Origin of the sequence: Sphaerotilus sp. FB-3 (assembly GCF_023706025.1) — a bacterium.
GTDB lineage: Bacteria > Pseudomonadota > Gammaproteobacteria > Burkholderiales > Burkholderiaceae_C > Sphaerotilus > Sphaerotilus sulfidivorans.
Genome location: NZ_BQWE01000017.1, coordinates 172464 through 196896, shown reverse-complemented (window position 1 = coordinate 196896; position 24433 = coordinate 172464). Strand labels below are relative to the sequence as shown.

At 70.1% G+C, this 24433-nt stretch carries 18 protein-coding genes, 1 tRNA gene and 1 pseudogene; 13 read left to right on the top strand and 7 right to left on the bottom strand.

Annotation, left to right across the window (positions count from 1 at the left end):
* Nucleotides 1–42: 42 nt before the first annotated feature.
* From dapC to NFT33_RS10505, 6 genes are all read left to right on the top strand, one after another.
* Nucleotides 43–1263, top strand: coding sequence for a succinyldiaminopimelate transaminase (dapC, locus tag NFT33_RS10530; RefSeq protein ID WP_251675160.1), 1221 nt, complete (start codon nt 43–45; stop codon nt 1261–1263).
* 67 nt (nt 1264–1330) lie between these two features.
* Nucleotides 1331–2170 (top strand): 2,3,4,5-tetrahydropyridine-2,6-dicarboxylate N-succinyltransferase, encoded by an 840-nt coding sequence (dapD, locus tag NFT33_RS10525; RefSeq protein WP_251675159.1) that lies wholly within the window; start codon nt 1331–1333, stop codon nt 2168–2170.
* Nucleotides 2171–2240: 70 nt separating this feature from the next.
* Nucleotides 2241–3503: a PilT/PilU family type 4a pilus ATPase gene (locus NFT33_RS10520; protein WP_149503808.1), complete on the top strand. Its 1263-nt coding sequence runs from the start codon at nt 2241–2243 to the stop codon at nt 3501–3503.
* A 27-nt stretch (nt 3504–3530) separates the two neighbouring features.
* Nucleotides 3531–4682, top strand: a complete 1152-nt coding sequence (gene dapE, locus NFT33_RS10515; protein WP_251675158.1) for a succinyl-diaminopimelate desuccinylase — start codon at nt 3531–3533, stop codon at nt 4680–4682.
* Complete coding sequence (gene prmB, locus NFT33_RS10510) at nt 4679–5602, top strand: 50S ribosomal protein L3 N(5)-glutamine methyltransferase (RefSeq protein ID WP_251675157.1); 924 nt, start codon at nt 4679–4681, stop codon at nt 5600–5602. The genes dapE and prmB overlap by 4 nt, the downstream gene beginning before the upstream one ends.
* Before the next feature lie 246 nt (nt 5603–5848).
* On the top strand, nt 5849–7378 hold the full coding sequence (locus NFT33_RS10505; protein WP_251675156.1) for a methyl-accepting chemotaxis protein: 1530 nt from the start codon (nt 5849–5851) through the stop codon (nt 7376–7378).
* A 21-nt stretch (nt 7379–7399) separates the two neighbouring features.
* Here the strand turns inward: NFT33_RS10505 and NFT33_RS10500 are convergent, their stop codons facing one another.
* From NFT33_RS10500 to dacB, 3 genes are all read right to left on the bottom strand, one after another.
* The gene (locus NFT33_RS10500; RefSeq protein WP_251675155.1) at nt 7400–7909 is read right to left on the bottom strand and encodes a copper chaperone PCu(A)C; all 510 of its coding nucleotides are present in this window, start codon (nt 7907–7909) and stop codon (nt 7400–7402) included.
* A gap of 78 nt (nt 7910–7987) precedes the next feature.
* Nucleotides 7988–8061: transfer RNA gene (locus tag NFT33_RS10495), tRNA-Gly, on the bottom strand.
* A 26-nt stretch (nt 8062–8087) separates the two neighbouring features.
* Nucleotides 8088–9665, bottom strand: a complete 1578-nt coding sequence (dacB, locus tag NFT33_RS10490; protein ID WP_251675154.1) for a D-alanyl-D-alanine carboxypeptidase/D-alanyl-D-alanine endopeptidase — start codon at nt 9663–9665, stop codon at nt 8088–8090.
* Between the two features lie 143 nt (nt 9666–9808).
* On the opposite strand from dacB, the gene trmB reads away from it, so the two are divergent.
* Nucleotides 9809–10546, top strand: a complete 738-nt coding sequence (gene trmB / locus NFT33_RS10485; protein WP_251675152.1) for a tRNA (guanosine(46)-N7)-methyltransferase TrmB — start codon at nt 9809–9811, stop codon at nt 10544–10546.
* On the opposite strand, the gene NFT33_RS10480 is transcribed toward trmB, so the two are convergent.
* The gene (locus NFT33_RS10480) at nt 10530–11366 is read right to left on the bottom strand and encodes an undecaprenyl-diphosphate phosphatase (protein ID WP_220784265.1); all 837 of its coding nucleotides are present in this window, start codon (nt 11364–11366) and stop codon (nt 10530–10532) included. The two genes, trmB and NFT33_RS10480, sit on opposite strands and share 17 nt — an antisense overlap.
* Before the next feature lie 146 nt (nt 11367–11512).
* Between NFT33_RS10480 and NFT33_RS10475 the strand changes: the two genes are divergently transcribed.
* Together NFT33_RS10475 and NFT33_RS10470 are read left to right on the top strand one after the other, a co-directional pair.
* Nucleotides 11513–12892 (top strand): pseudouridine synthase, encoded by a 1380-nt coding sequence (locus NFT33_RS10475; RefSeq protein WP_251675151.1) that lies wholly within the window; start codon nt 11513–11515, stop codon nt 12890–12892.
* A 318-nt stretch (nt 12893–13210) separates the two neighbouring features.
* Entirely contained in the window at nt 13211–13771 is a 561-nt protein-coding gene (locus NFT33_RS10470; RefSeq protein WP_149505264.1) for a TetR/AcrR family transcriptional regulator, read from the top strand.
* A 153-nt stretch (nt 13772–13924) separates the two neighbouring features.
* Here the strand turns inward: NFT33_RS10470 and purL are convergent, their stop codons facing one another.
* Both purL and NFT33_RS10460 read right to left on the bottom strand, forming a co-directional pair.
* Nucleotides 13925–17941, bottom strand: a complete 4017-nt coding sequence (purL, locus tag NFT33_RS10465; protein ID WP_251675148.1) for a phosphoribosylformylglycinamidine synthase — start codon at nt 17939–17941, stop codon at nt 13925–13927.
* 108 nt (nt 17942–18049) lie between these two features.
* A complete protein-coding gene (locus NFT33_RS10460; RefSeq protein WP_251675146.1) occupies nt 18050–19183 on the bottom strand; it encodes an NAD(P)/FAD-dependent oxidoreductase in 1134 nt (377 codons plus the stop codon).
* A gap of 20 nt (nt 19184–19203) precedes the next feature.
* Here NFT33_RS10460 and map point away from each other — a divergent pair, with 20 nt between their 5' ends.
* The 4 genes and pseudogenes from map to NFT33_RS10440 all read left to right on the top strand — a co-directional run.
* Nucleotides 19204–20016 carry a type I methionyl aminopeptidase gene (map, locus tag NFT33_RS10455; protein ID WP_251675144.1) on the top strand — a complete coding sequence of 271 codons (813 nt, stop codon included), beginning with the start codon at nt 19204–19206 and terminating at the stop codon, nt 20014–20016.
* Between the two features lie 8 nt (nt 20017–20024).
* A complete protein-coding gene (locus tag NFT33_RS10450) occupies nt 20025–22661 on the top strand; it encodes a [protein-PII] uridylyltransferase (RefSeq protein WP_251675142.1) in 2637 nt (878 codons plus the stop codon).
* Nucleotides 22662–22725: 64 nt separating this feature from the next.
* The gene (locus NFT33_RS10445; protein ID WP_251675140.1) at nt 22726–22980 is read left to right on the top strand and encodes an antitoxin family protein; all 255 of its coding nucleotides are present in this window, start codon (nt 22726–22728) and stop codon (nt 22978–22980) included.
* Nucleotides 22981–23037: 57 nt separating this feature from the next.
* A pseudogene (locus NFT33_RS10440) lies at nt 23038–23244 on the top strand (PIN domain-containing protein); the annotation flags it as partial.
* 15 nt (nt 23245–23259) lie between these two features.
* Here NFT33_RS10440 and NFT33_RS10435 read toward each other — a convergent pair.
* Nucleotides 23260–24339, bottom strand: coding sequence for a S1C family serine protease (locus NFT33_RS10435; RefSeq protein WP_251675135.1), 1080 nt, complete (start codon nt 24337–24339; stop codon nt 23260–23262).
* Nucleotides 24340–24433 lie beyond the last annotated feature (94 nt).

The window sequence follows — 24433 nt, the reverse complement described above, 5'->3', positions numbered from 1 at the left end:
CGCGAGCCGGACACAGGCCGGATACCGGATAATCCGGCACCCATGAACCCCCTGCTCACGCGTCTCCAGCCCTATCCCTTCGAGCGCCTGCGCGCGCTGACCAAGGATGTCCGACCGAACCCGGATCTCGCGCCGATCAGCCTGGGCATCGGCGAGCCCAAGCATCCGACGCCGGAGTTCCTGAAGCTCGCGCTGACCAGCTCGCTCGACGGGCTGGCGGCCTACCCGGCCACCGCCGGCCTGCCGGCGATGCGCCGCGCCTGCGCCGGCTGGATCGAGCGCCGCTACGGCGTCACGCTCGACGCCGACACCGAGATCCTGCCGGTCAACGGCTCGCGCGAGGCGCTGTTCTCGCTGGCGCAGACCGTCATCGACCCGAGCCGCGACCGCGAGCGCAGCGGCCCGGTCGTCGTCTGCCCGAATCCCTTCTATCAGATCTACGAGGGCGCGGCCTACCTGTCGGGCGCCACGCCGGTCTTCGCCAACAGCGATCCGGCGCGCAACTTCGCCGCCGACTGGTCGCAGATCGACGACGAGACCTGGTCGCGCACGCAGCTGCTCTTCGTCTGCTCGCCCGGCAACCCGACCGGCGCGGTGGTGCCGATGGAGGAATGGGAGCAGCTCTTCGCGCTGTCCGACCGCCACGGCTTCGTCATCGCCTCCGACGAGTGCTACTCCGAGATCTACTTCCGCGACGAGCCGCCGCTGGGCGCGCTGCAGGCGGCCAAGCGCCTGGGCCGTGGCCTCGAGCGCCTGGTGGTGCTGACCAGCCTGTCCAAGCGCTCGAACGTGCCGGGCCTGCGCTCGGGCTTCGTCGCCGGCGATCCGGCGCTGCTGAAGGCCTTCCTGCTCTACCGCACCTACCACGGCAGCGCGATGAGCACCACGGTGCAGCAGGCCAGCATCACCGCCTGGGACGACGAGGCGCATGTGGTCGAGAACCGCGAGATGTACCGGCGCAAGTTCGCGCAGGTCACGCCGGTGCTGGCCGAGGTGATGGATGTGGCGCTGCCCGACGCCAGCTTCTACCTGTGGGCCAAGGTGCCCGAGGCGGTCTGCGGCGGCAGCGACACCGAGTTCACCCGCGAGCTGCTGGCTCAATACAATGTCGCGGTGCTGCCGGGCAGCTACCTGGCGCGCGAGGCCCACGGCATCAACCCCGGCGCCGGCCGGGTGCGCATGGCGCTGGTGGCCGGCGTCGACGAGTGCCTGGAGGCCGCGCACCGCATCGCCGCCTTCATCCGCGCCAACACCGCGTCCTGACCCTGCGTTCCGACCCGGGCGCCGCCGCGCCCTTCCCCTTCCTTCGAATCCCCTCCGAGAGATCCCCATGTCCGACCTGAGCCAACTGCAATCCGTCATCGAAGCCGCCTGGGAAGACCGCGCGAACCTGTCCGTCGCCGCCGCCCCGGCCGAGATCCGCGAGGCCGTCGCCCACGCGATCAACGAGCTCGACGCCGGCCGCCTGCGCGTGGCCAGCCGCGAAGGCGTCGGCCAGTGGACGGTGCACCAGTGGCTGAAGAAGGCGGTGCTGCTGAGCTTCCGCCTGAACGACAACGTCGTGATGGGCGAAGGCGCCCTGACCTTCTTCGACAAGGTGCCGACCAAGTTCGGCGGCCTGTCGGAGGAGCAGCTGCGCGCCACCGGCGTGCGCGTGGTGCCGCCGGCCGTCGCCCGCCGCGGCAGCTTCGTCGCGCCCGGCGCGATCCTGATGCCGTCCTACGTCAACATCGGCGCCTATGTGGACGCCGGCACCATGGTCGACACCTGGGCCACGGTGGGTTCCTGCGCGCAGATCGGCAAGAACGTGCACCTGTCGGGCGGCGTGGGCATCGGCGGCGTGCTGGAGCCGCTGCAGGCCAACCCGACCATCATCGAGGACAACTGCTTCATCGGCGCACGCTCCGAAGTGGTCGAGGGCGTGATCGTCGAGGAGCACTCGGTGCTGGGCATGGGCGTGTATCTGGGCCAGTCGACCCCGATCTTCGACCGCGCCACCGGCGAGATCTCCTACGGCCGCGTGCCATCGGGCTCGGTGGTGGTGAGCGGCAACCTGCCGAAGAAGGCCGCCAACGGCGCCGACTACAGCATGTACGCCGCGATCATCGTCAAGCGCGTCGACGCGCAGACCCGCTCGAAGACCAGCATCAACGACCTGCTGCGCGACTGATCGCCCACGCGGATCGACCGAGCGATCGCGTCGACCGCGCCGCACCGGAACACGAAGGGGGAAGAAGACGATGAACGGCACGCGCAACATGGAGCGCATCCTGCGGCTGATGGCCGAGAAACGCGCCTCCGACGTGTTCCTGTCGGCCAACATGCCGGTGCTGATCAAGATCCACGGCCAGATCCTGCAGCTCACGCAGGAGCCGCTGGGCGCGAACCAGCCGCGCCAGCTGCTGGCCGAGGTGCTCGGCGCCACCCAGCTCGAGGAGCTCGACGAGACCGGCGAGCTCAATGTCGGCGTGCCGATCACCGGGCTGGGCACCTTCCGGCTGTCGGCCTTCAAGCAGCGCGGCACCATCGCCGGCGTGTTCCGCTTCATGCCGACCGAGATCCCGGCGCTGGAGACGCTCAGCCTGCCCGACATCCTGGCGACGCTCGCGCTGGCCAAGCGCGGTCTGGTGCTGATGGTCGGCGCCACCGGCACTGGCAAGAGCACCACGATGGCCTCGATGATCCAGCACCGCAACCGCCAGGTCGCCGGGCACATCCTGACCATCGAGGATCCGATCGAGTTCCTGTTCACCAACCACAAGTCGGTGGTGAACCAGCGCGAGGTCGGCCGCGACGTGCAGTCGCTGCAGATCGGCCTGAAGAACGCGATGCGCCAGGCGCCCGACTGCATCTTCATCGGCGAGATCCGCGACCGCGAGACGATGAGCGCGGCGCTGTCCTATGCGCTCTCCGGCCACCTGGTGCTGTCGACGATGCATGCCAACAACAGCCACCATGCGCTGGGCCGCATCCTGTCGTTCTACTCGCCCGAGGCGCGGCCGGCGCTGCAGTCCGATCTGGCCGCCGGCCTGCGCGCGATCGTCTCGCAGCGGCTGCTGCGCTCGACCCAGGGCGGCCGCATGCCGGCGGTCGAGGTGCTGCTCAACACCCAGCTGGTCTCCGAGATGATCGACCAGGGCAACCTCTCCGGCGTCAAGGACGCGATGGAGCGGCTGATGGCCGAGGGCTCGCAGACCTTCGAGCAGGACATCGCCCGGCTGATCACCGAGGGTCTGGTCACCCGCGACGAGGGCGTGGCCCATGCCGACTCGCCGACCAATCTGCTGTGGCGGCTGCAGAACGACATGGCGCCCGGACGCCGCAGCGCCGACGAGGAGCCCGAGGCCGAGGCCGGCCCGTCCTTCACCGAGATCGAACTCGACGTGGTGCCCGAGCCGCGCCGCGGCGCGGCAACCGGCACGATGCCGATGAGCGGCGTCACCCCGCCGGGCCGCGCGGCCGTCGGCCTCACGCCGCGCCCCTTTCCTGCCAAGCAGCGCTGAGCCTTCTCCGCTTCCGCTTCCTTTTCCATGCACCTGCCCACCCTCACGCTGCTCGAGCAGCTCATCGCCCGCCGCTCGGTCACGCCCGACGACGCCGGCTGCCAGGCGCTGATCGCCGCCGAGCTGCGCCCGCTCGGCTTCGACTGCCACGACCTGCCCTTCGGCCCGGACGACTTCCGCGTCAGCAACCTCTGGGCCAAGCGCTCCGGGACAGGCGGCGACGGTCCGACGCTGGTCTTCGCCGGCCACACCGATGTGGTGCCCACCGGCCCGGTCGAACTGTGGAGTTCCGACCCCTTCGTGCCGACGCACCGCGACGGCCGCCTGTGGGGCCGGGGCAGCGCCGACATGAAGACCTCGCTGGCGGCGATGGTCGAGGCGGTGCGCGAGTTCGTCACCGCCCGTCCCGACCACCGCGGCGCGATCGCCTTCCTGCTCACCAGCGACGAGGAAGGCCCGGCGCGCGACGGCACGGTCAAGGTCTGCGACTGGCTGGAGGCCCGCGGCGAGCGGCTCGACGCCTGCATCGTCGGCGAGCCGACCTCGGTCGAGCGCCTGGGCGACATGGTCAAGAACGGCCGGCGCGGCTCGATGTCGGGCCGGCTGACGGTGCGCGGCGTGCAGGGCCACATCGCCTATCCGCATCTGGCGAAGAACCCGATCCACCTGGCGATGCCGGCGCTGGCCGAGCTGGCCGCCGTCGTCTGGGACGCCGGCAACGACCACTTCCCGCCGACGAGCTGGCAGATCTCCAACCTGAACGCCGGCACCGGCGCCACCAACGTCATTCCGGGCGAGCTGGTGGCCGACTTCAACTTCCGCTTCTCGACCGAGTCGACGCCCGAGGGCCTGCAGGCGCGGGTGCACGAGGTGCTCGACCGCCACGGCCTGGACTACCGGCTCGACTGGAGCCTGAGCGGGCGGCCCTTCCTGACCCGGCCGGGCCCGCTGGTCGAGGCGCTGGCCGGCGCGATCCGCGACATCACCGGCCTGGAGACCGAGCTCTCCACCAGCGGCGGCACCTCCGACGGCCGCTTCATCGCGCGCATCTGCCCGCAGGTGGTCGAGTTCGGCCCGGTCAACGCCACCATCCACAAGATCGACGAGAACTGCGAACTCTCCGCGCTCGGCCCGCTCAAGGACATCTACCTGCGCACGCTGGAGCGCCTGCTCGCATGACTTCGACCGCTTCCTCCTCTCCCGCCGCCGCATCCCTCACCACGCTGCAGCTCGTCGAGGCGATGGCCGCGCGGCTCGACGCCGCCGGCGTGAGCTTCGGCCACGGCACGACCAACGCCTTCGACGAGGCTGCCTGGCTGGTGCTGTGGCAGCTCGGCCACCCGCTGCACGCCCTCGACGAGGTCGCGGACGACGCGGTGACCCCTGAGGCCGCCGCGCAGGTCGAGGCGCTGGTGCAGCGCCGCATCGACAGCCGCCGTCCGGCCGCCTACCTGACCGGCGAGGCCTGGCTGCAGGGCGTGCCCTTCCATGTCGACGAGCGCGTCATCGTGCCGCGCTCCTTCATCGCCGAGCTGCTGGCTGATGCCGAGCTGGGCGCCGAACTCGACGCCTGGCTCTCGCCCGACACCCGCCGGGTGCTGGACCTGTGCACCGGCAACGGCAGCCTGGCGGTGCTGTCGGCGATGGCATTCCCCGACATCGAGGTCGACGCCGCAGACATTTCCCCGGACGCGCTGGCGGTGGCACGCCTCAACGTCGACCGCCACGGCCTGGCCGGGCGCATCCGCCTGGTCGAGAGCGACGGCCTGAGCGCGCCCGCGCTGGCCGGCCCCTACGACCTGATCCTGTGCAACCCGCCCTATGTCAACGCCGCGTCGATGGCGGCACTGCCCCCCGAATACCTGGCCGAGCCGCAGATTGCGCTGGCCGGTGGCAGCGACGGCATGGACTTCGTGCGCCAGCTGCTGAAGGACGCGCCGGCGCGCATGTCGCCCGACGCGGTGCTGGTGCTGGAGATCGGCAACGAGCGCGAGCATTTCGAGGCCGCCTTCCCGCAGCTCGAGGCGATCTGGCTGGAGACCAGCGCCGGCCATGACCAGGTGCTGCTGCTGACGCGCGCGGCGCTGCTGGGCAGCTGAGACAGTCAAGGCAGCCACTGAAGACAAACGCACACTTCTGGTGCCATCCGCACCAGGCTGCGTCAATCTCAGCCGATTCCCGTTCTTATCTGCCGATTCGGGCACCCGCGAGGCAGTGACACTGCGCCACGTCCGGCAGCTCAGGACATGGCTTGAATGGAAACGGCTCCATCCGGGCAGAACCTGTCGCCGATGTCGGACAGGACTCTTGCCACGGATAGCCGCCCGATGACCTTCCTGAACAGCATGTCCGTCCGGACCCGCCAGATCGCGATGGCCGCAATCGGCATCACCGCCGTCTCGGCCTGCGCGCTGACCGGCCTGTGGAGCGAATCCCGGCTGTCGCAGGCCAGCCAGCGCGCCTTTGTTGCCAAGGACGTGGTCGCCGACATCCTGCCCCCGCCGATGTACCTGATCGAGATGCGCCTGCTGCTGTCGCAGGCGCTCGAAGGCCGGCTCGACACCGCTCAGGCCAAGAGCGAGCTGGCCCGACTGGACAAGGAATATCAGGCCCGGGTCAGGCACTGGCAGGCCAATCCACCCTTCGGTCTCGAGCAGGATCTGCTCGGCGCCCAGCATCAGGCGGCGGTCGAGCTCATCGGCGCCGCGCAGCTCATGCTCGTCCGCCTGGACGCCGGTGATCCGGATGCGGCCCGGCAGCAGCTGGACGTGGTGCACGCGCTCTATCTGAAGCACCGGGCCGCGGTGGATGTGACCGTGGTTCGCGGCAACGCGCTGAGCAGCCAGTCGATGGCCGAGTTCGATGCCACCGTGGAGCGGGGTCGCAGCCTGCAGCTCCTGCTGCTCGGCCTGTCGGTGCTGGGTCTCGGACTGCTGAGCTGGCAGCTCGCCCGCTCGGTGACCCGCCCGCTCGACCAGGCGGTCGACCTCGCCGAGGCGGTGGCCGGCGGCGACCTGAGCCGCCAGGTCGCGGTCGAGGGCCGCGACGAGACCGCGCGGCTGCTGCAGTCGCTCGAGCGCATGCGCACCCAGCTCGGCGACATGGTGTCCGAACTGCGCCAGGGCAGCCTGCGCATGGCCAGCGTCTGCGCGCAGATCCATGCCGGCAACCTCGACCTGAAGAGCCGCACCGCCGGCCATCTGGACGAGCTCGGCCATGTGCGCGGCAATCTGGCCGAAGTGACGCGAATGATCAGCCACAGCGCCCAGGCGGCCGAGCAGGCGGCCGGTCTGGTCGAGAGCGTCGAGACGGCGGCACGACGCGGCCAGGAAGCGATGGGGCGCATGAGCGAGACGATGAGCGGCATCGCCGCCTCGTCGGCACGGGTCAGCGAGATCGTCGGCGTGATCGAGTCGATCGCCTTCCAGACCAATCTGCTGGCGCTGAACGCGGCGGTGGAGGCCGCACGGGCCGGGGATCAGGGCCGCGGATTTGCGGTGGTCGCCACCGAGGTGCGCATGCTGGCGCAGCGCTCCTCGCTGGCGGCACGCGAGATCCGCACGCTGGCGGCCGACAGCACCCGCCAGGTCGGCAGCGGCACCGATCTGGCCGCCGGCACTGCCCGCGCCATCGTCGACATGGCCACCCAGGTCGAGACGATGAACCGCCTGGTCAAGGACATCTGGGAAACCACCTTCGCGCAGACCTCGGGCATCGCCCAGCTCGGCGAGGCGGTGGAGATGCTGTCCAAGGCCGGCGACGCCAATGTCACGCTGGCCGAGCAGTCCAGCCAGGCCACCGCCAGCCTGGAGGACGAAGCGCGCCGGCTGACCGGATCGGTCAGCCGCTTCCGGCTCGACCGCGCCTTCCAGTAGGAGCCCGCCGGATCACCCGGTTCAGTGATGCGCCGCGCCGCCCGCAGGCTTGCGGGCCGCACGCACCGGATGCACGTCGACCATCACCTCGGTGCTGCCGCCGCGCTCGAACACCAGCGTGACCGGGAAACGGTCGCCGTCGCGCAGCGGCTGCTTCAGCTCCATCAGCATCAGGTGGTGGCGCCCGCCGTGACGCAGCGGCACCGCCGCGCCGGGCGCGAGCTCCAGCGCCGGCAGCGCGCGCATGCGCATCACGTCGCTCTCCATCGTGCTCTCGTGGATCTCGATGCGCGCAGCCACCGGGCTGCGTGCGCTCAGCAGCCGGTCGGGCTGGCGGCCCTCGTTCGTCAGCATCCGGAAATAGACCGCGCCGCTGCGCGCGCCTGTGGGTGTCGGTGCCGCATACGGATGGTCGACGACGACCGAACCGGCCGTGAAGTCATGCGCCGCGACCGGCAGGGCCGGTACGGCCAGGGTCAGGAACAGGGCGCCCAGCAGGGCACGGCGAGAAGGGGGCAGGACAGTCTTCATGCTTCGCAAAATGACACAGCCCCTGAAGCCATGAGAGCTGCAGGGGCTGAGGAAGAAGGCGGCAAGGCCGGCAAGGACTGGAGCGGGTGAAGGGAATCGAACCCTCGTATGAAGCTTGGGAAGCTGCCGTTCTACCATTGAACTACACCCGCCCGGGTGCACATCGGCTGGTTGGCGATTATGCCAGATGCGCGATCCAGTCGACACAGGCATCCAGCGCCGGCACCGCAGCGGCGATCAGGCTCTGGTCCGGATGATGGGCCAGCAGCGTGACCGCGATCATGCGTCCGCCCCGGGTCTGCACGCAGCCGGCCAGGCCACGGGTGTCGAGCAGGGTGCCGGTCTTCAGCCAGGCGCGGCCCTGGGCAGCGCTGCCGCGCAGCCGCCCCTCCAGCGTGCCGTCCACGCCGGCCACCGGCAGCGTGCGCTGCAGCAGCTTCCAGTGCGGCCCGCGGGCCGCGCGCTGCAGCAGGTGGACGAAGGCCTGCGGCGTGGCGCGCTCCAGCCGCGACAGGCCGGAGCCGGTGTCCAGCCCGACGACCGCCTCGTCGCGCAGCCCGCCGCGCCGGCGCAGCCAGTCACGCATGCGCAGCCGCGCCGCCTCGGCAGTGGCCGAACGATCGGGAAAGTCCGGCGCCAGGCTCAACATCAGATGACGTGCGATCAGGTTGTCGCTGCGCTTGTTCATCTCGCGCAGCTGCACCGACAGCGGCGCCGACAGATGCTCGGCAAACGGCGCCGCACCGCCACCGGCCTCGGTGACACGCCAAGGCGTCGGGGTGCCGCCGTCATGTTCGACCACCCGGCCGCGCAGCACGCCGCCCGCCTGCAGCCACAGGCCCTCGATGGCACGGGCACCCAGATCGCGCACGCCCACCGGCGCGAAGCGGATCTGCTGCGCGCCGCAGCGTGGCGACCACTGACCGCTGACCTGCAGCTGGGGCTGCAGCTGCGAGCCATCGTCGCGCAGCACCGCGCTGGCCGCGCAGCCACCGCCCCGCCCCAGGCTGTTGACCAGCCGCACATCGTGCAGCGGCGGGGTGACCTCGATGTCGGTGCGCCCGCCCGCGTCGCTGCGCAGCGCCACCCGCACCACGCCGGCGTCGAGCGCCAGCGCATCCGGACGAACATGGTGCGGCCGCTCCGGCGTCGGCTCCGGCGTGGTCACCAGATCCTCGGGCCGCAGCCGGAAGGCCTCGCGGTTGATGACGATGTCGCCCCAGACCTCGCGCAGGCCCTGGGCCTGGATCTCGCGGAACCACTGCAGCAGATCGGCGCTGGTCAGCGTCGCGTCGCCACCACCGCGGATCACCAGATCGCCCAGCAGCCGGCCCTGGGTCAGCGGACCGCTCAGGTAGGCGCGGGTGCGCCAGCAGTAGGCCGGACCGAGCAGGTCCAGCGCCGCCATCGAGGTCAGCAGCTTCGAGGTCGAGGCCAGCACGAAGGGCCGCGCGGCCTGCCAGGACAGCAGCGCCTCGCCGCCATCGAGCGGCTGCGCGTGCAGGCCGAAGCTCTCCAGCGGCAGACCGCTGGACTCGAGCGCCTGCCGCAGCACCGCGGGCAGCTGGTCGACCGGTGCCGGCAGGCTGGCTGCGGCGCTGTCCCGGCCCGGGCGGCGCCGGGCCGCGCTGGCCGGGACAGCACCGCCGGCCAGCGCCAGAGCGGCCAGACGGCCCAGGCAGCGACGGCGGTCGAGAAGTCCGGCGGCAGCGTCATCGTGCCCGGGCCGGTCCGGGCTTGGTGCAGAATCGCGCATCCTCTGAGCCTAGCCGGCCCGAATGACCCCCGACAGGTCAATATCGCCGGTTTCTTCCTGTCCAGTGTTGAAAGCCCCTGTTTCCGGGGTTTCATCTTGAAATATTCACGCGCCGCACTGTCGCATGCGGCGCTTCGCATTCCATGAACGACTCCCAGCCCCCCCTCGAACCGATCGGCACGGATGCCGACGACACCTCCACCGAAGGCGCACCGCGCCGCGCGATCCGCAGCTTCGTGGTGCGCGCCGGCCGCATGGGCACCGGCCAGATCCGTGCGCTCGAGGAACTCGGCCCGCGCTTCTGCCTGCCCTACCGCGCCGAGCCGCTCGACGCCGCAGCCGTCTGGGGCCGCAGCGCGCCGCTGGTGCTGGAGATCGGCTTCGGCATGGGCGGGGCCACCGCGGAGATCGCCGCGAACCGCCCTGACACCGACTTTCTCGGCGTCGAGGTGCACACGCCCGGCGTGGGCGCGCTGCTCAAGCTGATCGACGAGCGCGAGCTGGGCAACCTGCGCATCGTCCAGCACGACGCGGTCGAGGTGCTCGAGCACATGATCGCGCCGGGCCAGCTCGCCGGCGTGCACATCTTCTTTCCCGATCCGTGGCACAAGAAGAAGCACAACAAGCGCCGGCTGATCCAGCCGGAGTTCGTCGCCCGCCTGGTCACCCGGCTGGCGCCGGGCGGCTATCTGCACTGCGCGACCGACTGGCAGCCCTATGCCGAGCAGATGCTGGAGGTGCTGTCGGCCGAGCCGCAGCTGGCCAACACCGCCGAGGGCTATGCGCCGAAGCCGGACTACCGGCCGCTGACCAAGTTCGAGAACCGTGGCCTGAAGCTCGGCCACGGCGTCTGGGATCTGGTCTTCACTCGGTCCAGTTGACCACGCCCGTGTAGGAGGTCACCAGGATCAGCAGACCGAAGCCGATCCGGTACCAGGCGAAGGGCACGAAGTCGTGCGTCGCGACATACTTCAGCAGCCAGCGCACGCACAGCCAGGCCGACAGGAAGGAGAACACCAGGCCGACGAGGAACATCGGCGCGTCGGCCATCGACAGGTGCTCGCGCTCCTTCAGCAGGCTGTAGGCGCCGGCGCCGATCAGCGTCGGAATGCCGAGGAAGAAGCTGAAGTCGGTCGCGGCCTGGCGCGACAGGCCCATCAGCATGCCGCCGATGATGGTCGAGCCCGAGCGGCTGGTGCCGGGAATCATCGCGAAGCACTGCACCAGGCCGACCTTCAGCGCATCCAGCGCCGTCATGTCGTCGACCGAGTGCACCCTCACCGCGCTGGCCGGACGGCGCTCGGCCCACAGGATGATCAGGCCGCCGACGATGAAGGCGGAAGCGACGATGATGGGCGTGAACAGATGGGCCTTGACCATCTTGCCGATCAGCAGGCCCAGCACCACCGCCGGCAGGAAGCCGATCAGCACGTTCAGCGCGAAGCGGCGCGCGTCACGGCTGCTGCCCAGATGGGTGACGGTCCCTGACAGACGCTGCCAGTAGACCAGGATGACCGCAAAGATCGCACCGGTCTGGATGGCGATGTCGAAGACCTTGACGGTGGCCTCGCTCATGTGGTCCTGCATGCCGAGCAGCTGGCCGGCCAGGATCAGGTGGCCGGTGCTCGAGATCGGCAGGAACTCGGTCAACCCCTCGACGATGCCCATCACCGCCGCCTTCAACAACATCACGATATCCACGCAATCAACCCTTTCCTGAGGCTCGGACAAGAAAACGCCCCGATTGACGGGGCATCTCTCTGTTGTTCAATACTGCGATTGAAGATAGCACAGGCCTGTGGCGGCTCCCTTCTGCCCAGCTTCAGGTCAGGCTGTCAAAACACGACATGGTCACGCTCACACTGAAAAAGAAACCCGGCGCCGGCGCCGACATCCCCTCCTCCCGCAACCGGCCGCTGCGCAGCAGCGGCATGCGCCAGCGCCCGACGCTGGCCGAGGCCCAGGAGCAGCGCGCCCGCCAGGCCGAGGAGCTGGCCCGGCGCCCGGCCCCGTCCGAGACGCCGCGCTGGCAGGACGAGCGCCGCCCAGGGGGCCGACCCGGCCCGCGCGACGCCCGCGATTCGCGCGACCCGCGTGACCCGCGCGAGGCCCGTGGCGGCCGCGATCCCCGCGAGGCTCGGCGCGATCCCCGTCAGGATCCACGTCACGACGCCCGACGAGAGCCCCGCCGCGAAGATCCGCGCCATGGCGATCGCCGCGATCCGCGTGCCGCACGCCCGGGTCGTCCGGGCATCGAGGCCCCGGCCTCGCCGCTGCGCAGCGTCGGCAATGCCGAGCGTGCGCGCCAGATTCTTGAGCGCGCCAGCCGCAATCCGGACACCGGCCGCCCGCAGCAGCGCCAGGATCGCCCGCCCGTGCAGCGCGATCCCGCCGCACGGCCGCTGCGCAGCGTGGCCAACCCGCAGCTGGCCCGGCAGATGGTGGAAGCGGCTGCAGCCGCCACCGCCCCTGCACGGCCCGAGCAGGACGGCGAGCGCCTATCCAAGCGCATGACCGCGCTCGGCCTGGCCTCGCGCCGCGAGGCCGACGAATGGATCGAGGCCGGCTGGGTCAGCGTCAACGGCGAGCCGGCGGTGCTGGGTCAGCGCGTGCAACCCGGCGACCGCATCGAGGTGGATGAACGGGCGCACAAGGAACAGGCCCGTCGCGTCACCATCCTGCTGAACAAGCCGATCGGTCATGTCAGCGGCCAGGCCGAGGACGGGTATGAGCCAGCCGTTGCGCTGATTCGTCCGGAAAATCAGTGGGCGGAGGATCGTTCCGGTCTGCGCTGGCATCCGGGCCATCTGCGAAACCTCGCTCCGGCCGGCCGGCTCGACATCGATTCTGTCGGTCTGCTGGTATTGACCCAGGACGGCCGGGTCGCCCGCCAGCTGATCGGCGATGAATCCGAGGTGGAAAAGGAATATCTGGTCCGGGTCGAATACACCCGCGAGGGCCGCCTGCGCGACGAGGACCTGGCGCTGCTCAACCACGGCCTGAGTCTGGACGGCAAGCAGCTTCGTCCCTGCAAGGTCAGCTGGCAGAACGAAGATCAACTGCGTTTCGTGCTGCGTGAAGGCAGGAAACGTCAGATCCGACGCATGTGCGAGGCGGTCGGCCTGAAGGTCGTCGGCCTGAAGCGGGTGCGCATCGGCAGCGTTCCGCTGGGCCATCTGCCGGTCGGACAGTGGCGTTATCTGCGCCAGGATGAATATTTCGCCTGAATGGAACGGATTCATTCCAAAGCAGCAAGAAACAAAATCAAATAAACGGGTAAGAGCCGTACCACTTCGCTGCTTTGCTGTCACCCTTGCGCTCCGAGACTTGAGACTTCGTGACGCCAAGTTCGTCACGAAGCCTTTCATTGCTATCGACCACACAGATTCGGTAGTCTTTGGTAATGATAGGTACCCTTTTTTATCATTTTTTCTGCTTTCAAGCAGGAAAGCTCAAGTACGATTGGGCAGAGGGGAAGCCCCATGATCGAGCAAACAGCCATAATCTCTTCTTCACTGGACCACCGTACTCGTCTCCTCGAGGGCATGGCGCGCTGCGTCGCCACCAAGGGGTATGCAGACACCACCATCGCCGACATCGCCACCGCGGCCAGGGTGTCGAAGCGAACGTTCTACGAGCACTTCCGGACCAAGCAGGAGTGCCTGATCGCGCTCTACGAGAATGCCAGCCAGCGCAGCATCAGCTCGCTGTCGAAAGCCATCGAGCCGTCCCAGGACTGGACGACGCGGGTGGATCAGGCGGTCAAGGCCTACTTCGGCCACCTGGCCGCCAATCCGCTGCTGATGCGCACGCTCTTCATCGATGTGCTGGCGGTCGGCTCCGAGGGCCTGCAGGCGCGCCGCAAGGTGCATCGCCAGCTCGCGGACCTGATCGCCGATCTGCCTCAGCAGGCCGAAGGTGATGCCGCCGCCTGGCAGGCCAACGCGATCGTCGGCGCTCTGACCGAGATCGTGCTGCAGGCCATCGAGCAGGACCGCGTCGAGCAGCTCCCCGAATGCGCCGATGGTGCAGCGCAGGTGGTGCGCGCAGCGATCCAGGCCCACCGCAGCACGACCGAAGGCCGGCCTCTGCCCCAGGATCACTGAGGACAGCCGCGCGCCGGCCCGCCCTCCACCACTCCAGCCCACCCTTTTCCGAACTCCCCGACGCACAAGGGGCCGGCCACCTGACGGTGCCGGCCCCTTGGTCGTTGGCGGGCACGGGCTCGAGACCCGTGCGGGTGCTGCGCTCTGCGGTCTTCAGCCGACCCAGCGGCGCGCGTTGCCGAACATGCGCGCCCACGGGCTGCGCGCCGACACGTCGCCCGAGGTCCAGCTCAGCTGCACGTTGCGGAAGACCCGCTCCGGGTGCGGCATCAGCACGGTGAAGCGGCCATCGGCGGTGGTGACCGAGGTCAGGCCGTCCGGGCTGCCGTTCGGGTTGGCCGGATAGGCCTCGGTCGGACGACCCGCCGAATCGACGAAGCGCATCGCGCGGTGGACCCTGGCCGCATCGCCACGCTGCGAGAAGTCCGCGAAGCCTTCGCCATGGGCGACGGCGATCGGCAGGCGGCTGCCGGCCATGCCCTGGAAGAAGATCGACGGGCTCTCGAGGATCTCGACCTGCGACAGGCGGGCCTCGAACTGCTCGCTCTTGTTGCGGGTGAACTTCGGCCAGTCCTGCGCGCCCGGGATGATCGGGCTGAGCGCGGCCATCATCTGGCAGCCGTTGCACACGCCCAGCGCGAAGGTGTCCTGGCGCTGGAAGAAGGTGGTGAACTGCTCCGCCAGCAGCGGGTTGAACAGCACCGAGCGCGCCCAGCCCTCGCCGGCGCCGAGCGTGTCGCCATACGAGAAGCCGCCGCAGGCGACCAGACCGTGGAACTGCTCGAGGCGCGCGCGGCCTGCCTGCAGGTCGCTCATGTGCACGTCGAAGGTGTCGAAGCCGGCCTGCGCCATCGCGTAGCTCATCTCGACATGCGAGTTGACGCCCTGCTCGCGCAGGATCGCCACCTTCGGACGGGTCTTGGCGATGAAGGGCGCGGCGACATCCTCGCTGGCGTCGAAGCTCAGCGCGACATGCAGGCCGGTGTCGTCCGGCGCGCCTGCGGCGGCGTGCTCGCTGTCGGCGCAGGCCGGGTTGTCGCGCTGCGCACTGATGCGCCAGCTCACCTCGTCCCAGGCCTGGTGCAGCTGCTGCAGCGGCGCGCTGAACACCGTCTTGGCGTCGCGCCAGACCTCGACCGCACGGCGGTTGTTGGTCTTGCCGACGACATGGCTGTGGCGGCTCAGGCCGTGCGCGCGCAGCGTGCGGATCACCTCGTCGCGGTCGGCGGTGGCAACCTGCAGCACGACGCCGAGTTCCTCGTTGAACAGCGCCTTGAGCGTCAGCTCGTTGCGACGCTCGCCGACCTGGGCGGCCCAGTTCTTCGAGTCGCCCATGTCGGCGCGGCTGTCGCTGATGCCGTCGCCCTCGGTGACCAGCAGGTCGACGTTCAGGCTCACGCCGACATGGCCGGCAAAGGCCATCTCGCAGGCAGCCGCCCACAGGCCGCCGTCGCTGCGGTCGTGGTAGGCCAGCAGCTTGCCGGCCGCGCGCAGCTCGTTGACCACCGCGACCAGCGCCTTGAGCTGGGCCGGATCGTCCACGTCCGGCACGGTGTCGCCGAACTGGCCGAGCACCTGCGCCAGCATCGAGCCGCCCATGCGGTTCCGGCCCTGGCCGAGGTCGATCAGGATCAGCGTGGTGTCCAGGCCCGCCGGGGTGTCGGTCTTGAGCTGCGGCGTCAGCGTGCCGCGCACATCGTCGAGCGTGACGAAGGCGGTGACGACCAGCGAGACCGGGGCCACGACCTGCTTGGTTTCGCCCTGGTCGCTCCACCTGGTGCGCATCGACAGCGAATCCTTGCCGACCGGGATGCCGATGCCCAGCGCCGGGCACAGCTCCATGCCGACCGCCTTGACGGTGTCGTAGAGCGCGGCGTCCTCGCCGGCCTCGCCGCAGGCGGCCATCCAGTTGGCCGAGAGCTTCACGCGCGACAGCTCGATCGGCGCGGCCAGCAGGTTGGTGATGGCTTCGGCGACGGCCATGCGGCCGGAGGCCGGCGCATCCAGCGAGGCCAGCGGGGTGCGCTCGCCCATCGACATCGCCTCGCCGCGGAAGCCGGCGTAGTCGGCCAGCGTGACCGCGCAGTCGGCCACCGGCACCTGCCACGGGCCCACCATCTGGTCGCGGTGGCTCATGCCGCCCACGGTGCGGTCGCCGATGGTGATCAGGAAGCGCTTGGAGGCCACCGTCGGGTGACGCAGCACGCTCAGCGCCACCTCGTCGAGGTTCACGCCGGTGAGGTCGAGCGGCTGCTCGGTGCGCGCGACGCGGGTGACGTCACGGTGCATCTTGGGCGGCTTGCCCAGCAGCACGTCCATCGGCATGTCGATCGGGCGCTCGCCGCCGGGGCCGTCCTCGAGGATCAGCTCGCGGTCGTCGGTGGCGATGCCCACCACCGCGTAGGGCGCGCGCTCGCGGCGGCACATCTCGTCGAACAGCGGCAGCAGGTCCGGGTTCACCGCCAGGACATAGCGCTCCTGGCTCTCGTTGCACCAGATCTCCTTCGGCGCCAGGCCGGTCTCCTCCAGCGGCACCTTGCGGATGTCGAAGGTCGCGCCCTTGCCCGCACCGTCGACCAGCTCGGGAAAGGCGTTGGAGATGCCGCCCGCGCCGACATCATGGATGGCCATGATCGGGTTGGTCGCGCCCAGCGCCCAGCAGTGGTTGATCACCTCCTGCGCGCGGCGCTGGATCTCGGGGTTGCCGCGCTGCACCGAATCGAAGTCGAGCGCGGCGGTGTTGGTGCCCGCGGCCATCGACGAGGCGGCGCCGCCGCCCATGCCGATGCGCATGCCCGGGCCGCCGAGCTGCACCAGCAGGGTGCCGGCGCCGAAGGGCAGCTTGTCGGTCTGGCCGGCACTGATCGTGCCCAGGCCGCCGGCGATCATGATCGGCTTGTGGTAGCCGCGGCGCACGCCAGCCACCGTCTGCTCGAAGACGCGGAAGTAGCCGGCCAGGTTCGGGCGGCCGAACTCGTTGTTGAACGCCGCGCCGCCCAGCGGGCCCTCGGTCATGATCTGCAGGGGACTCGCGATGTGCTCGGGCTTGCCGACGGCATCGTTCTCCCACGGCTCGTTCGTGCCGGGCAGGTTCAGGTTCGAGACATGGAAGCCGGTGAGACCTGCCTTCGGCTTGGAGCCGCGGCCGGTCGCGCCCTCGTCGCGGATCTCGCCGCCGGCGCCGGTGGAGGCGCCCGGGAACGGCGAGATGGCGGTCGGGTGGTTGTGCGTCTCGACCTTCATCAGCACATGCGCGGTCTCGGCGCGTGCGCCGTACTGCGGCGCATTGGTGTAGCCCTGCGGCAGCCAGCGCTCGACCGGGCCGCCTTCCATCACCGCGGCGTTGTCGCTGTAGGCGATGACGGTCGACTGCGGCGCGAGCTTTTCCGTGTTGCGGATCATGCCGAACATCGACAGCGGCTGGCGCTCGCCGTCGATGGTGAAGTCGGCGTTGAAGATCTTGTGGCGGCAGTGCTCGGAGTTGGCCTGCGCGAACATCATCAGCTCGACGTCGCTGGGGTTGCGCTTGAGCTCGGTGAAGGCCTTGACCAGGTAGTCGATCTCGTCGTCCGACAGCGCCAGGCCGAAGTCCTTGTTGGCGACTTCCAGCGCCGCGCGGCCCTGGCCGATCACGTCGACATGGGCCAGCGGCTCGGCCGTCTGGACGTCGAACAGGTGGCGGCCGGCCTCGCGCTCGAAGGCGACCGACTCGGTCATGCGGTCATGCAGCAGCATCGCGCAGGCCTGCAGCTCCTCGCGCGAGAGCGGCCTGGCGCCGCCCTTGAGCGCGTCGATCAGGCCGGACTTGAGCTGCAGGCGGAACTCGGTGACGCGCTCGACGCGGTGGATGTCCAGGCCGCAGTTGTGGGCGATGTCGGTGGCCTTGGAGGCCCACGGCGACACGGTGCCCAGGCGCGGCATCACCACCACCAGTTCGCCCTCGGCCGAGGTCTCGGCGGCGTCGCCATAGGTCAGCAGCGCGGCGAGCTTGTCGGTGGCGGCCGCGTCGAGCGCGGTGTCGCTCCAGACCCAGTGCACATGGCGGGCCGACACGCCGACGATGCGGGCGCTGACGGCCTGCAGGCGCGGCAGCAGCGCCTGGGCGCGGAAGGCGGAAAGGGCGTTGCCGCCCTCGAAATGCTGGAGGTGCTTGGGGGAGGAGGAAGACACGCGTGTGAGTCCCGAAGGGCTGTTGATGCGGTGGGGTCGGCGGGCTGCGCGATGCCGCGGCCAGCGCGGGCCCGGCCGGCGGCCGGACCGTGAGACAAGTCCGGGATTCTAGTGGAGTGCGTCGCCCAGTGCGGCCGCGGCCTGTTCGCCGATCGCCAGCGAGGCGGTCAGCCCGGGCGACTCGATGCCCAGCAGCTCGACCAGCCCGTGCAGGCCGTGCACCGCCTCGGTGTCGATGCGGAAGTCGGCCGACGGCGCCTGCGGCCCCGAGATCTTCGGCCGCACGCCGGCGTGGCCGGGCTGCAGCGCACCCTCGGGCAGGCCCGGCCAGTAGCGCCGGATCGCCTCGGCCATGCCGGCCTGGCGGCGCGCATCGACCTGGTAGTCGATCTGCGCCTCGGATGGGATGTCCAGCCACTCGACATCCGGGCCGAAGCGCATCTGTCCGCCCAGGTCCAGCGTGACATGCACGCCCAGGCCGGCGGCCTCCGGCACCGGGTAGATCAGCCGCGAGAACGGCGCGCGGCCCGCGAAGGTGAAATAGCTGCCCTTGCAGAAATGCGCCTCGGGCGGCCGCGGCGCGCCCGGCGGGCGCCCCTGCAGGCGCGCGGCCAGATCGGGCGCCGCCAGCCCGGCGGCATTGACCAGCCGGCGCACCTGCAGCGTCTCGCCGGCGATCGTCACCCGGTAGCCGCCGCGACCGGCGTCGATCGCCTCGATGGCCTGCACCGGCGACTTCAGCGCCAGCACCGCGCCGGCGGCCTCGGCGTCGGCCAGCAGCGCCAGCATCAGGCCGTGGCTGTCGACGATGCCGGTCGAGGGCGACCACAGCGCGGCCACGCAGGCCAGCGCGGGTTCCATCTCGCGCGCCTGCTCGGCGCTCAGACGCTGCAGATCGTGCACGCCGTTGGCCTGCGCCTGGGCCTGCAGCGCGTCGAGCCGGCCGAGCTGCGCCTCGGACGTGGCGACGATCAGCTTGCCGCAGCGCCGGTGCGCGATGCCGCGCCCGGCGCAGAAGGCATACAGAAGATCGCGCCCGCGCACGCACAGCCGCGCCTTGAGCGAACCGGTCGGGTAATAGAGGCCGGCGTGGATCACCTCGCTGCTGCGTGCGCTGGTGACGGTGCCGAAGGCCTCGCGCGCCTCGGCGATCACCACCTCGCGGCCGGCCTGCGCCAGCGCGCGCGCCGCGGCCAGCCCCACCACGCCCGCGCCGACCACCAGGGTATCGATGTTGTCCATGGATGCGATAATCGCCCACCATGTCGATCACGATCAAGACCGCCGCAGACATCGAGGCGATGCGCACGGCCTGCCGCCTCGCCTCCGAAGTCCTGGACATTCTCGGCCCGCACGTCCGCGCGGGCGTGACCACCAACGAGCTCGACCGCATCGCTCACGACCACATCGTGAACGTGCAGAAGGCCATTCCTGCGCCGCTGAACTACCAGCCGCCGGGCTACAAGCCGTATCCGAAGTCGATCTGCACCTCGGTCAACCAGGTGATCTGCCACGGCATCCCGAACGACAAGCCGCTGAAGAACGGCGACATCGTCAACCTGGACATCACCGTCATCAAGGACGGCTGGCACGGCGACACCAGCCGCATGTTCGTGGTCGGCGAAGGCTCGATTGCGGCCAAGCGCCTGTGCGCGCTCACCTACGACGCGATGTGGAAGGGCATCCTGAAGGTCAGGCCGGGCGCCCGGCTGGGCGACATCGGCAACGCCATCCAGACCTTCGTCGAGAACCAGGGCCTGTCGGTGGTGCGCGAGTTCTGCGGCCACGGCATCGGCCGCAAGTTCCACGAGGAACCGCAGATCCTGCACTACGGCCGCCCCGGCACGCTCGACGAGCTCAAGCCCGGCATGATCTTCACCATCGAGCCGATGGTCAACGCCGGCCGGCGCGAGATCAAGGAAGGCGGCGACGGCTGGACCATCGTCACCAAGGACCGCTCGCTGTCGGCGCAGTGGGAGCACACCGTCGTCGTCACCGAGACCGGCTACGAGGTGCTGACCCTGTCGGACGGCAGCCCGCCGCTGCCCGACTTCGTCACCACCACCCGCTGCTGAGCGTGGGGATGCGTCTGTCCGAACGTCGCAGCGACGTCTCCGACGTGCTGCCGGTGGCCGAGCTGCGCCGGCTGATGCGCGAAGGCAAGCAGACCCTGATCCGCCAGTTCCGCGACGGCCCGGCCACCGTGCCGGCGGCCTCGCAGCTGGTGCGCCAGATCAGCCAGCATGTCGACGGCGTGATCACCCAGCTGTGGCAGCAGGGCGATCTGCCGCGCGGCGCGGCGCTGGTGGCCGTCGGCGGCTATGGCCGCGGCGAGCTCTACCCGCACTCGGATGTCGACGTGCTGGTGCTGCTGCCCGACGACATGGCCGAGCCGCACGGCCAGGCGCTCGACCCCGATGCCACGCCCGACCCGCGCCGCGCCGGCATCGAGGCCTTCATCACCGCCTGCTGGGACATCGGCCTGGAGATCGGCTCGAGCGTGCGCACCGTCGACGAGTGCGTCGCCGAGGCGCAGGCCGACGTGACGGTGCAGACCGCGATGCTGGAGGCGCGCTTTCTCTGCGGCACCCGCAAGCTCTTCGACCAGTTCAGGCGCTGGACCGCCGACGTGCTCGACCCGGCCGCCTTCCTGCGCGCCAAGACGCTCGAGATGCAGCAGCGCCATGTGAAGTACGAGAACACCCCATATTCGCTCGAGCCCAACTGCAAGGAAAGCCCGGGCGGCCTGCGCGACCTGCAGGTGGTGCGCTGGGTGGCACAGGGCGCCGGTCTGGGCCGCTCCTGGGCCGAGCTGGTGAAGAAGGGCCTGATCACCCGCTTCGAGGCCACGCAGCTGCAGCGCAACGAGGGCCTGCTGCGCCTGATCCGCGCGCGGCTGCACACCATCGCCGGCCGGCGCGAGGACCGTCTGGTCTTCGACCTGCAGACCGCGGTGGCCGAGAGCTTCGGCTACGCCTCCACCCCGGAGCGGCGCGCCAGCGAGGCGCTGATGCGGCGCTACTACTGGGCGGCCAAGGCGGTGGTGCAGCTCAACCAGATCCTGATGCTGGGCATCGAGGAGCATGTGTCGGGCTCGCGCGATGCGCCGATGCGGCCGATCGACGCCCGCTTCTTCGACCGCGGCGGCCTGATCGAGGTGGCCAGCGACGATCTCTACCAGCGCGACCCGCACGCCATCCTGCAGACCTTCCTGGTCTTCCAGCGCAGCCATGGCTGCAAGGGCCTGTCGGCGCGCACGCTGCGAGCGCTCTATAACGCCCGCGAGCTGATGGACGCGAAGTTCCGCGCCGATCCGGTCAACCGCGCCACCTTCATGGAGATCCTGCAGCAGCCGCAGGGCCAGACCCATGTCTTCCGGCTGATGAACGACACCTCGGTGCTCGGGCGCTACCTCTGGGTGTTCCGCAAGATCGTCGGCCAGATGCAGCACGACCTGTTCCACGTCTACACCGTGGACCAGCACATCATGATGGTGCTGCGCAATGTGCGCCGCTTCTTCATCGCCGAGCACACCCACGAGTACCCGTTCTGCTCGCAGCTGGCCGCGCACTGGGACAAGCCCTGGCTGCTGTATGTGGCCGCGCTCTTCCATGACGTGGCCAAGGGCCGCGGCGGCGACCACTCCGACCTCGGCGCGGTCGAGGTGCGGCGCTTCTGCCGCGACCACCGCATCGCCCGGGACGACGCCCGGCTGATCGAGTTCCTGGTCAAGGAGCATCTGACGATGTCGCGGGTCGCGCAGAAGGAGGATCTGTCGGACCCGGACGTGATCGACGCCTTCGCCAGCCATGTCAAGGATCCGCGTCGTCTCACGGCGCTCTACCTGCTGACGGTGGCCGACATCCGCGGCACCAGCCCGAAGGTCTGGAACGCCTGGAAGGGCAAGCTGCTCGAGGACCTGTTCCGCGCCACGCTGCGCGCGCTGGGCGGCGCCAAGCCGCAGATGGACGCCGAGATCGAGCTGCGCAAGCAGGAATCCCGCCAGCTGCTGGCGCTGCACTCGATGCTGCCCGGCGCCGAGGAGGCGCTGTGGAAGACGCTCGACCTCAACTACTTCGCCCGCCACGACAGCAACGAGATCGCCTGGCACGCGAGGGCGCTGAACCGCCGCGCCGACACGCCGCAGCCGCTGGTCAGCGCACGGCTCTCGCCGGTCGGCGAAGGGCTGCAGGTGCTGGTCTACGCCCCCGACCGCCAGGACCTGTTCGCGCGCATCTGCGGCTACTTCGACGCGGCGCAGTTCAGCATTCTCGACGCCCGGGTGCACACCACCCGCGCCGGCTACGCGCTCGACACCTTCCAGGTCATCACGCCCTTCTTCGACCAGGCCTACCGCGACCTGATCGCGCTGGTCGAGCACCAGCTGATGGCCACCCTGACCGAGGAAGGCCCGCTGCCCGAGCCCAGCCGGGGCCGGCTGTCGCGCCGGGTCAAGTCCTTCCCGATCTCGCCTCGGGTGCAGCTGCGCCCGGACGAACGGGCGCAGCGCTGGGTGCTGTCGGTCTCGGCCAGCGACCGCTCCGGCCTGCTCTACAGCATCGCCCGGGTGCTGGCGCGCCACCAGATCAACCTGCAGCTGGCCAAGATCAGCACGCTGGGCGAGCGGGTCGAGGACACCTTCCTGGTCGACGGCGCGGTGCTGCAGCACAACCGCAGCCAGATCGAGTTCGAGACGGAGCTGCTCGACGCGCTGGGCTGAGCCCTGGCCCTTCGATGCCAAGATAGCGCATCGGTCTTTCCACTGCCCTTTGGAGGTGCTCGCCATGTACCAGGCCATCGAAGCCATCTGCCGCGCGGGTCAGATCATTCCGCTGGAGCCGGTGCAGTTCCAGGAGGATGAACATCTGGTCATCGTCCGGCTGCCGCTCGCCGCGGCGGTCGGTCTGCGCCCCGCCTCGACGGCCCCCGCACCGGCGACAGGCGACTGGCAGCAGTTCGCCGGGATGCTCAAGGACTCGCCGAACTGGAACGGCGATCCGCAGGCCGTGCAGGAGGCGATGCGCCGTGAGTGGGATTGATCATCTGCTCGATACCAATGTGGTCATCGGCCTGCTCAAGGGCGCGGAGCCGGCGCTCGCGCTGATGCAGCAGTCCGGGCGTTCCTGTCCTGCTGCGAAGTGGTTCGCCTCAGCGACGACATCGAGAGCGAGGCCATCCGGCTGCGCCGCCATGGTGGGCTGAAATTGCCGGATGCCATCGTTGCCGCCACGGCCCGCGTCTGCGGCGCCCGGTTGTTGACGCTGGATCAGCGCTTGGCGCGGGTGATGCAGGATCCCCCTTGAGGGAACGCCAGCAGCTCACCCCCGCAGATCGATCACCTTCACCCGCACCCGGCGCTCCTTCTCGCCGCGGCGCACCGTCAGCTCGACGGTCGCGTCGATGCCGGCGCGCTCCAGCTCGCCGACGAAGGTCGACAGCGTCTGCACCGGGCGGCCGTTGACGCCGACGATCACGTCGCCCAGATCGCCGGTCTGCGGGTTGTAGGGCTGCAGGCCGGCCGAGGCCGCCGGTGTGCCCCGGCCCACCGCGCCCAGCACCACGCCCGAGATGCCGGCGCGCGCCACCTGGTCGGGCGAGATCGGCGTGACGCCGATGCCCGGCAGCGGCGCCTGGCCGCGGTTGATCAGCGAAGGCACCACCCGGTTGACCAGATCGACCGGAATCGCGAAGCCGATGCCCGACGAGCTGCCGCTGGCCGAGCGGATCGCGGTGTTGACGCCGATCAGCCGACCGGCGCTGTCGAGCAGCGGCCCGCCCGAGTTGCCGGGATTGATCGCCGCGTCGGTCTGGATCACGCCGGCCACCTCGCGGAAGTTGGCGGTCGGCAGCTCGCGGTCGAGCGCGCTCACCAGGCCCTTGGTCAGCGTGCGCTGCAGGCCGAAGGGGTTGCCGATGGCGTAGACGGTCTGGCCGATGCGCAGGTCGCGCGACGAGCCCAGCGGCACCGGGCGCAGGGTCCTGGGCACGTTCTTGAGCCGCAGCACCGCCAGATCGTATTCCGGCGCGCCGCCGATCGGCTCGGCCTCGATGGGCTTGCCGGCGTCGAGCTGCACGAACACCCGCCGCGCGCCCTTGACCACATGGAAATTGGTGACCACATGGCCCGAGGCGTCCCAGACGAAGCCCGAGCCGGCGCCCTGGCTGACCTCGGCGCCGCCGAAGACGCCGCGCTGCACCGTCTCGGTGGTGATGTAGGCCACCGAGGGCGAGGACTGCTCGAACAGGCTCACCACCGCCTGCTCCTCGCTCAGCAGCGCACCGCGCGGCGCGACCGCACGCGGCGCGGCCTGGGCGCTCTCCCGGGCGCAGACCGCCGTCGGCGCCAGCAGCGAGGCCGACAGCAGCAGCGCCGCCAGACCGGGCGTCGCAGTGGCCATGAGCGGGAAAGGGGCAGACCGGAACGTCTTCATGATGGGCGGACAGTCGAAGGCAAGGAACGGATGAGGTCGATTCTGCCGGTTTCAAGCGGCC

What these genes read in the sequence shown, in the direction of transcription:
- dapC (WP_251675160.1), top strand. Translation starts at nt 43, where the DNA reads ATGAACCCCCTGCTCACGCGTCTCCAGCCCTATCCCTTCGAGCGCCTG.
- trmB (WP_251675152.1), top strand. Translation starts at nt 9,809, where the DNA reads ATGAACGACTCCCAGCCCCCCCTCGAACCGATCGGCACGGATGCCGAC.
- dapD (WP_251675159.1), top strand. Translation starts at nt 1,331, where the DNA reads ATGTCCGACCTGAGCCAACTGCAATCCGTCATCGAAGCCGCCTGGGAA.
- dapE (WP_251675158.1), top strand. Translation starts at nt 3,531, where the DNA reads ATGCACCTGCCCACCCTCACGCTGCTCGAGCAGCTCATCGCCCGCCGC.
- dacB (WP_251675154.1), bottom strand. Translation starts at nt 9,665, where the DNA reads ATGCGCGATTCTGCACCAAGCCCGGACCGGCCCGGGCACGATGACGCT.
- NFT33_RS10500 (WP_251675155.1), bottom strand. Translation starts at nt 7,909, where the DNA reads ATGAAGACTGTCCTGCCCCCTTCTCGCCGTGCCCTGCTGGGCGCCCTG.
- NFT33_RS10445 (WP_251675140.1), top strand. Translation starts at nt 22,726, where the DNA reads ATGTACCAGGCCATCGAAGCCATCTGCCGCGCGGGTCAGATCATTCCG.
- NFT33_RS10435 (WP_251675135.1), bottom strand. Translation starts at nt 24,339, where the DNA reads ATGGCCACTGCGACGCCCGGTCTGGCGGCGCTGCTGCTGTCGGCCTCG.
- NFT33_RS10520 (WP_149503808.1), top strand. Translation starts at nt 2,241, where the DNA reads ATGAACGGCACGCGCAACATGGAGCGCATCCTGCGGCTGATGGCCGAG.
- NFT33_RS10470 (WP_149505264.1), top strand. Translation starts at nt 13,211, where the DNA reads ATGGCGCGCTGCGTCGCCACCAAGGGGTATGCAGACACCACCATCGCC.
- NFT33_RS10505 (WP_251675156.1), top strand. Translation starts at nt 5,849, where the DNA reads ATGTCCGTCCGGACCCGCCAGATCGCGATGGCCGCAATCGGCATCACC.
- NFT33_RS10460 (WP_251675146.1), bottom strand. Translation starts at nt 19,183, where the DNA reads ATGGACAACATCGATACCCTGGTGGTCGGCGCGGGCGTGGTGGGGCTG.
- NFT33_RS10450 (WP_251675142.1), top strand. Translation starts at nt 20,025, where the DNA reads ATGCGTCTGTCCGAACGTCGCAGCGACGTCTCCGACGTGCTGCCGGTG.
- map (WP_251675144.1), top strand. Translation starts at nt 19,204, where the DNA reads ATGTCGATCACGATCAAGACCGCCGCAGACATCGAGGCGATGCGCACG.
- prmB (WP_251675157.1), top strand. Translation starts at nt 4,679, where the DNA reads ATGACTTCGACCGCTTCCTCCTCTCCCGCCGCCGCATCCCTCACCACG.
- NFT33_RS10475 (WP_251675151.1), top strand. Translation starts at nt 11,513, where the DNA reads ATGGTCACGCTCACACTGAAAAAGAAACCCGGCGCCGGCGCCGACATC.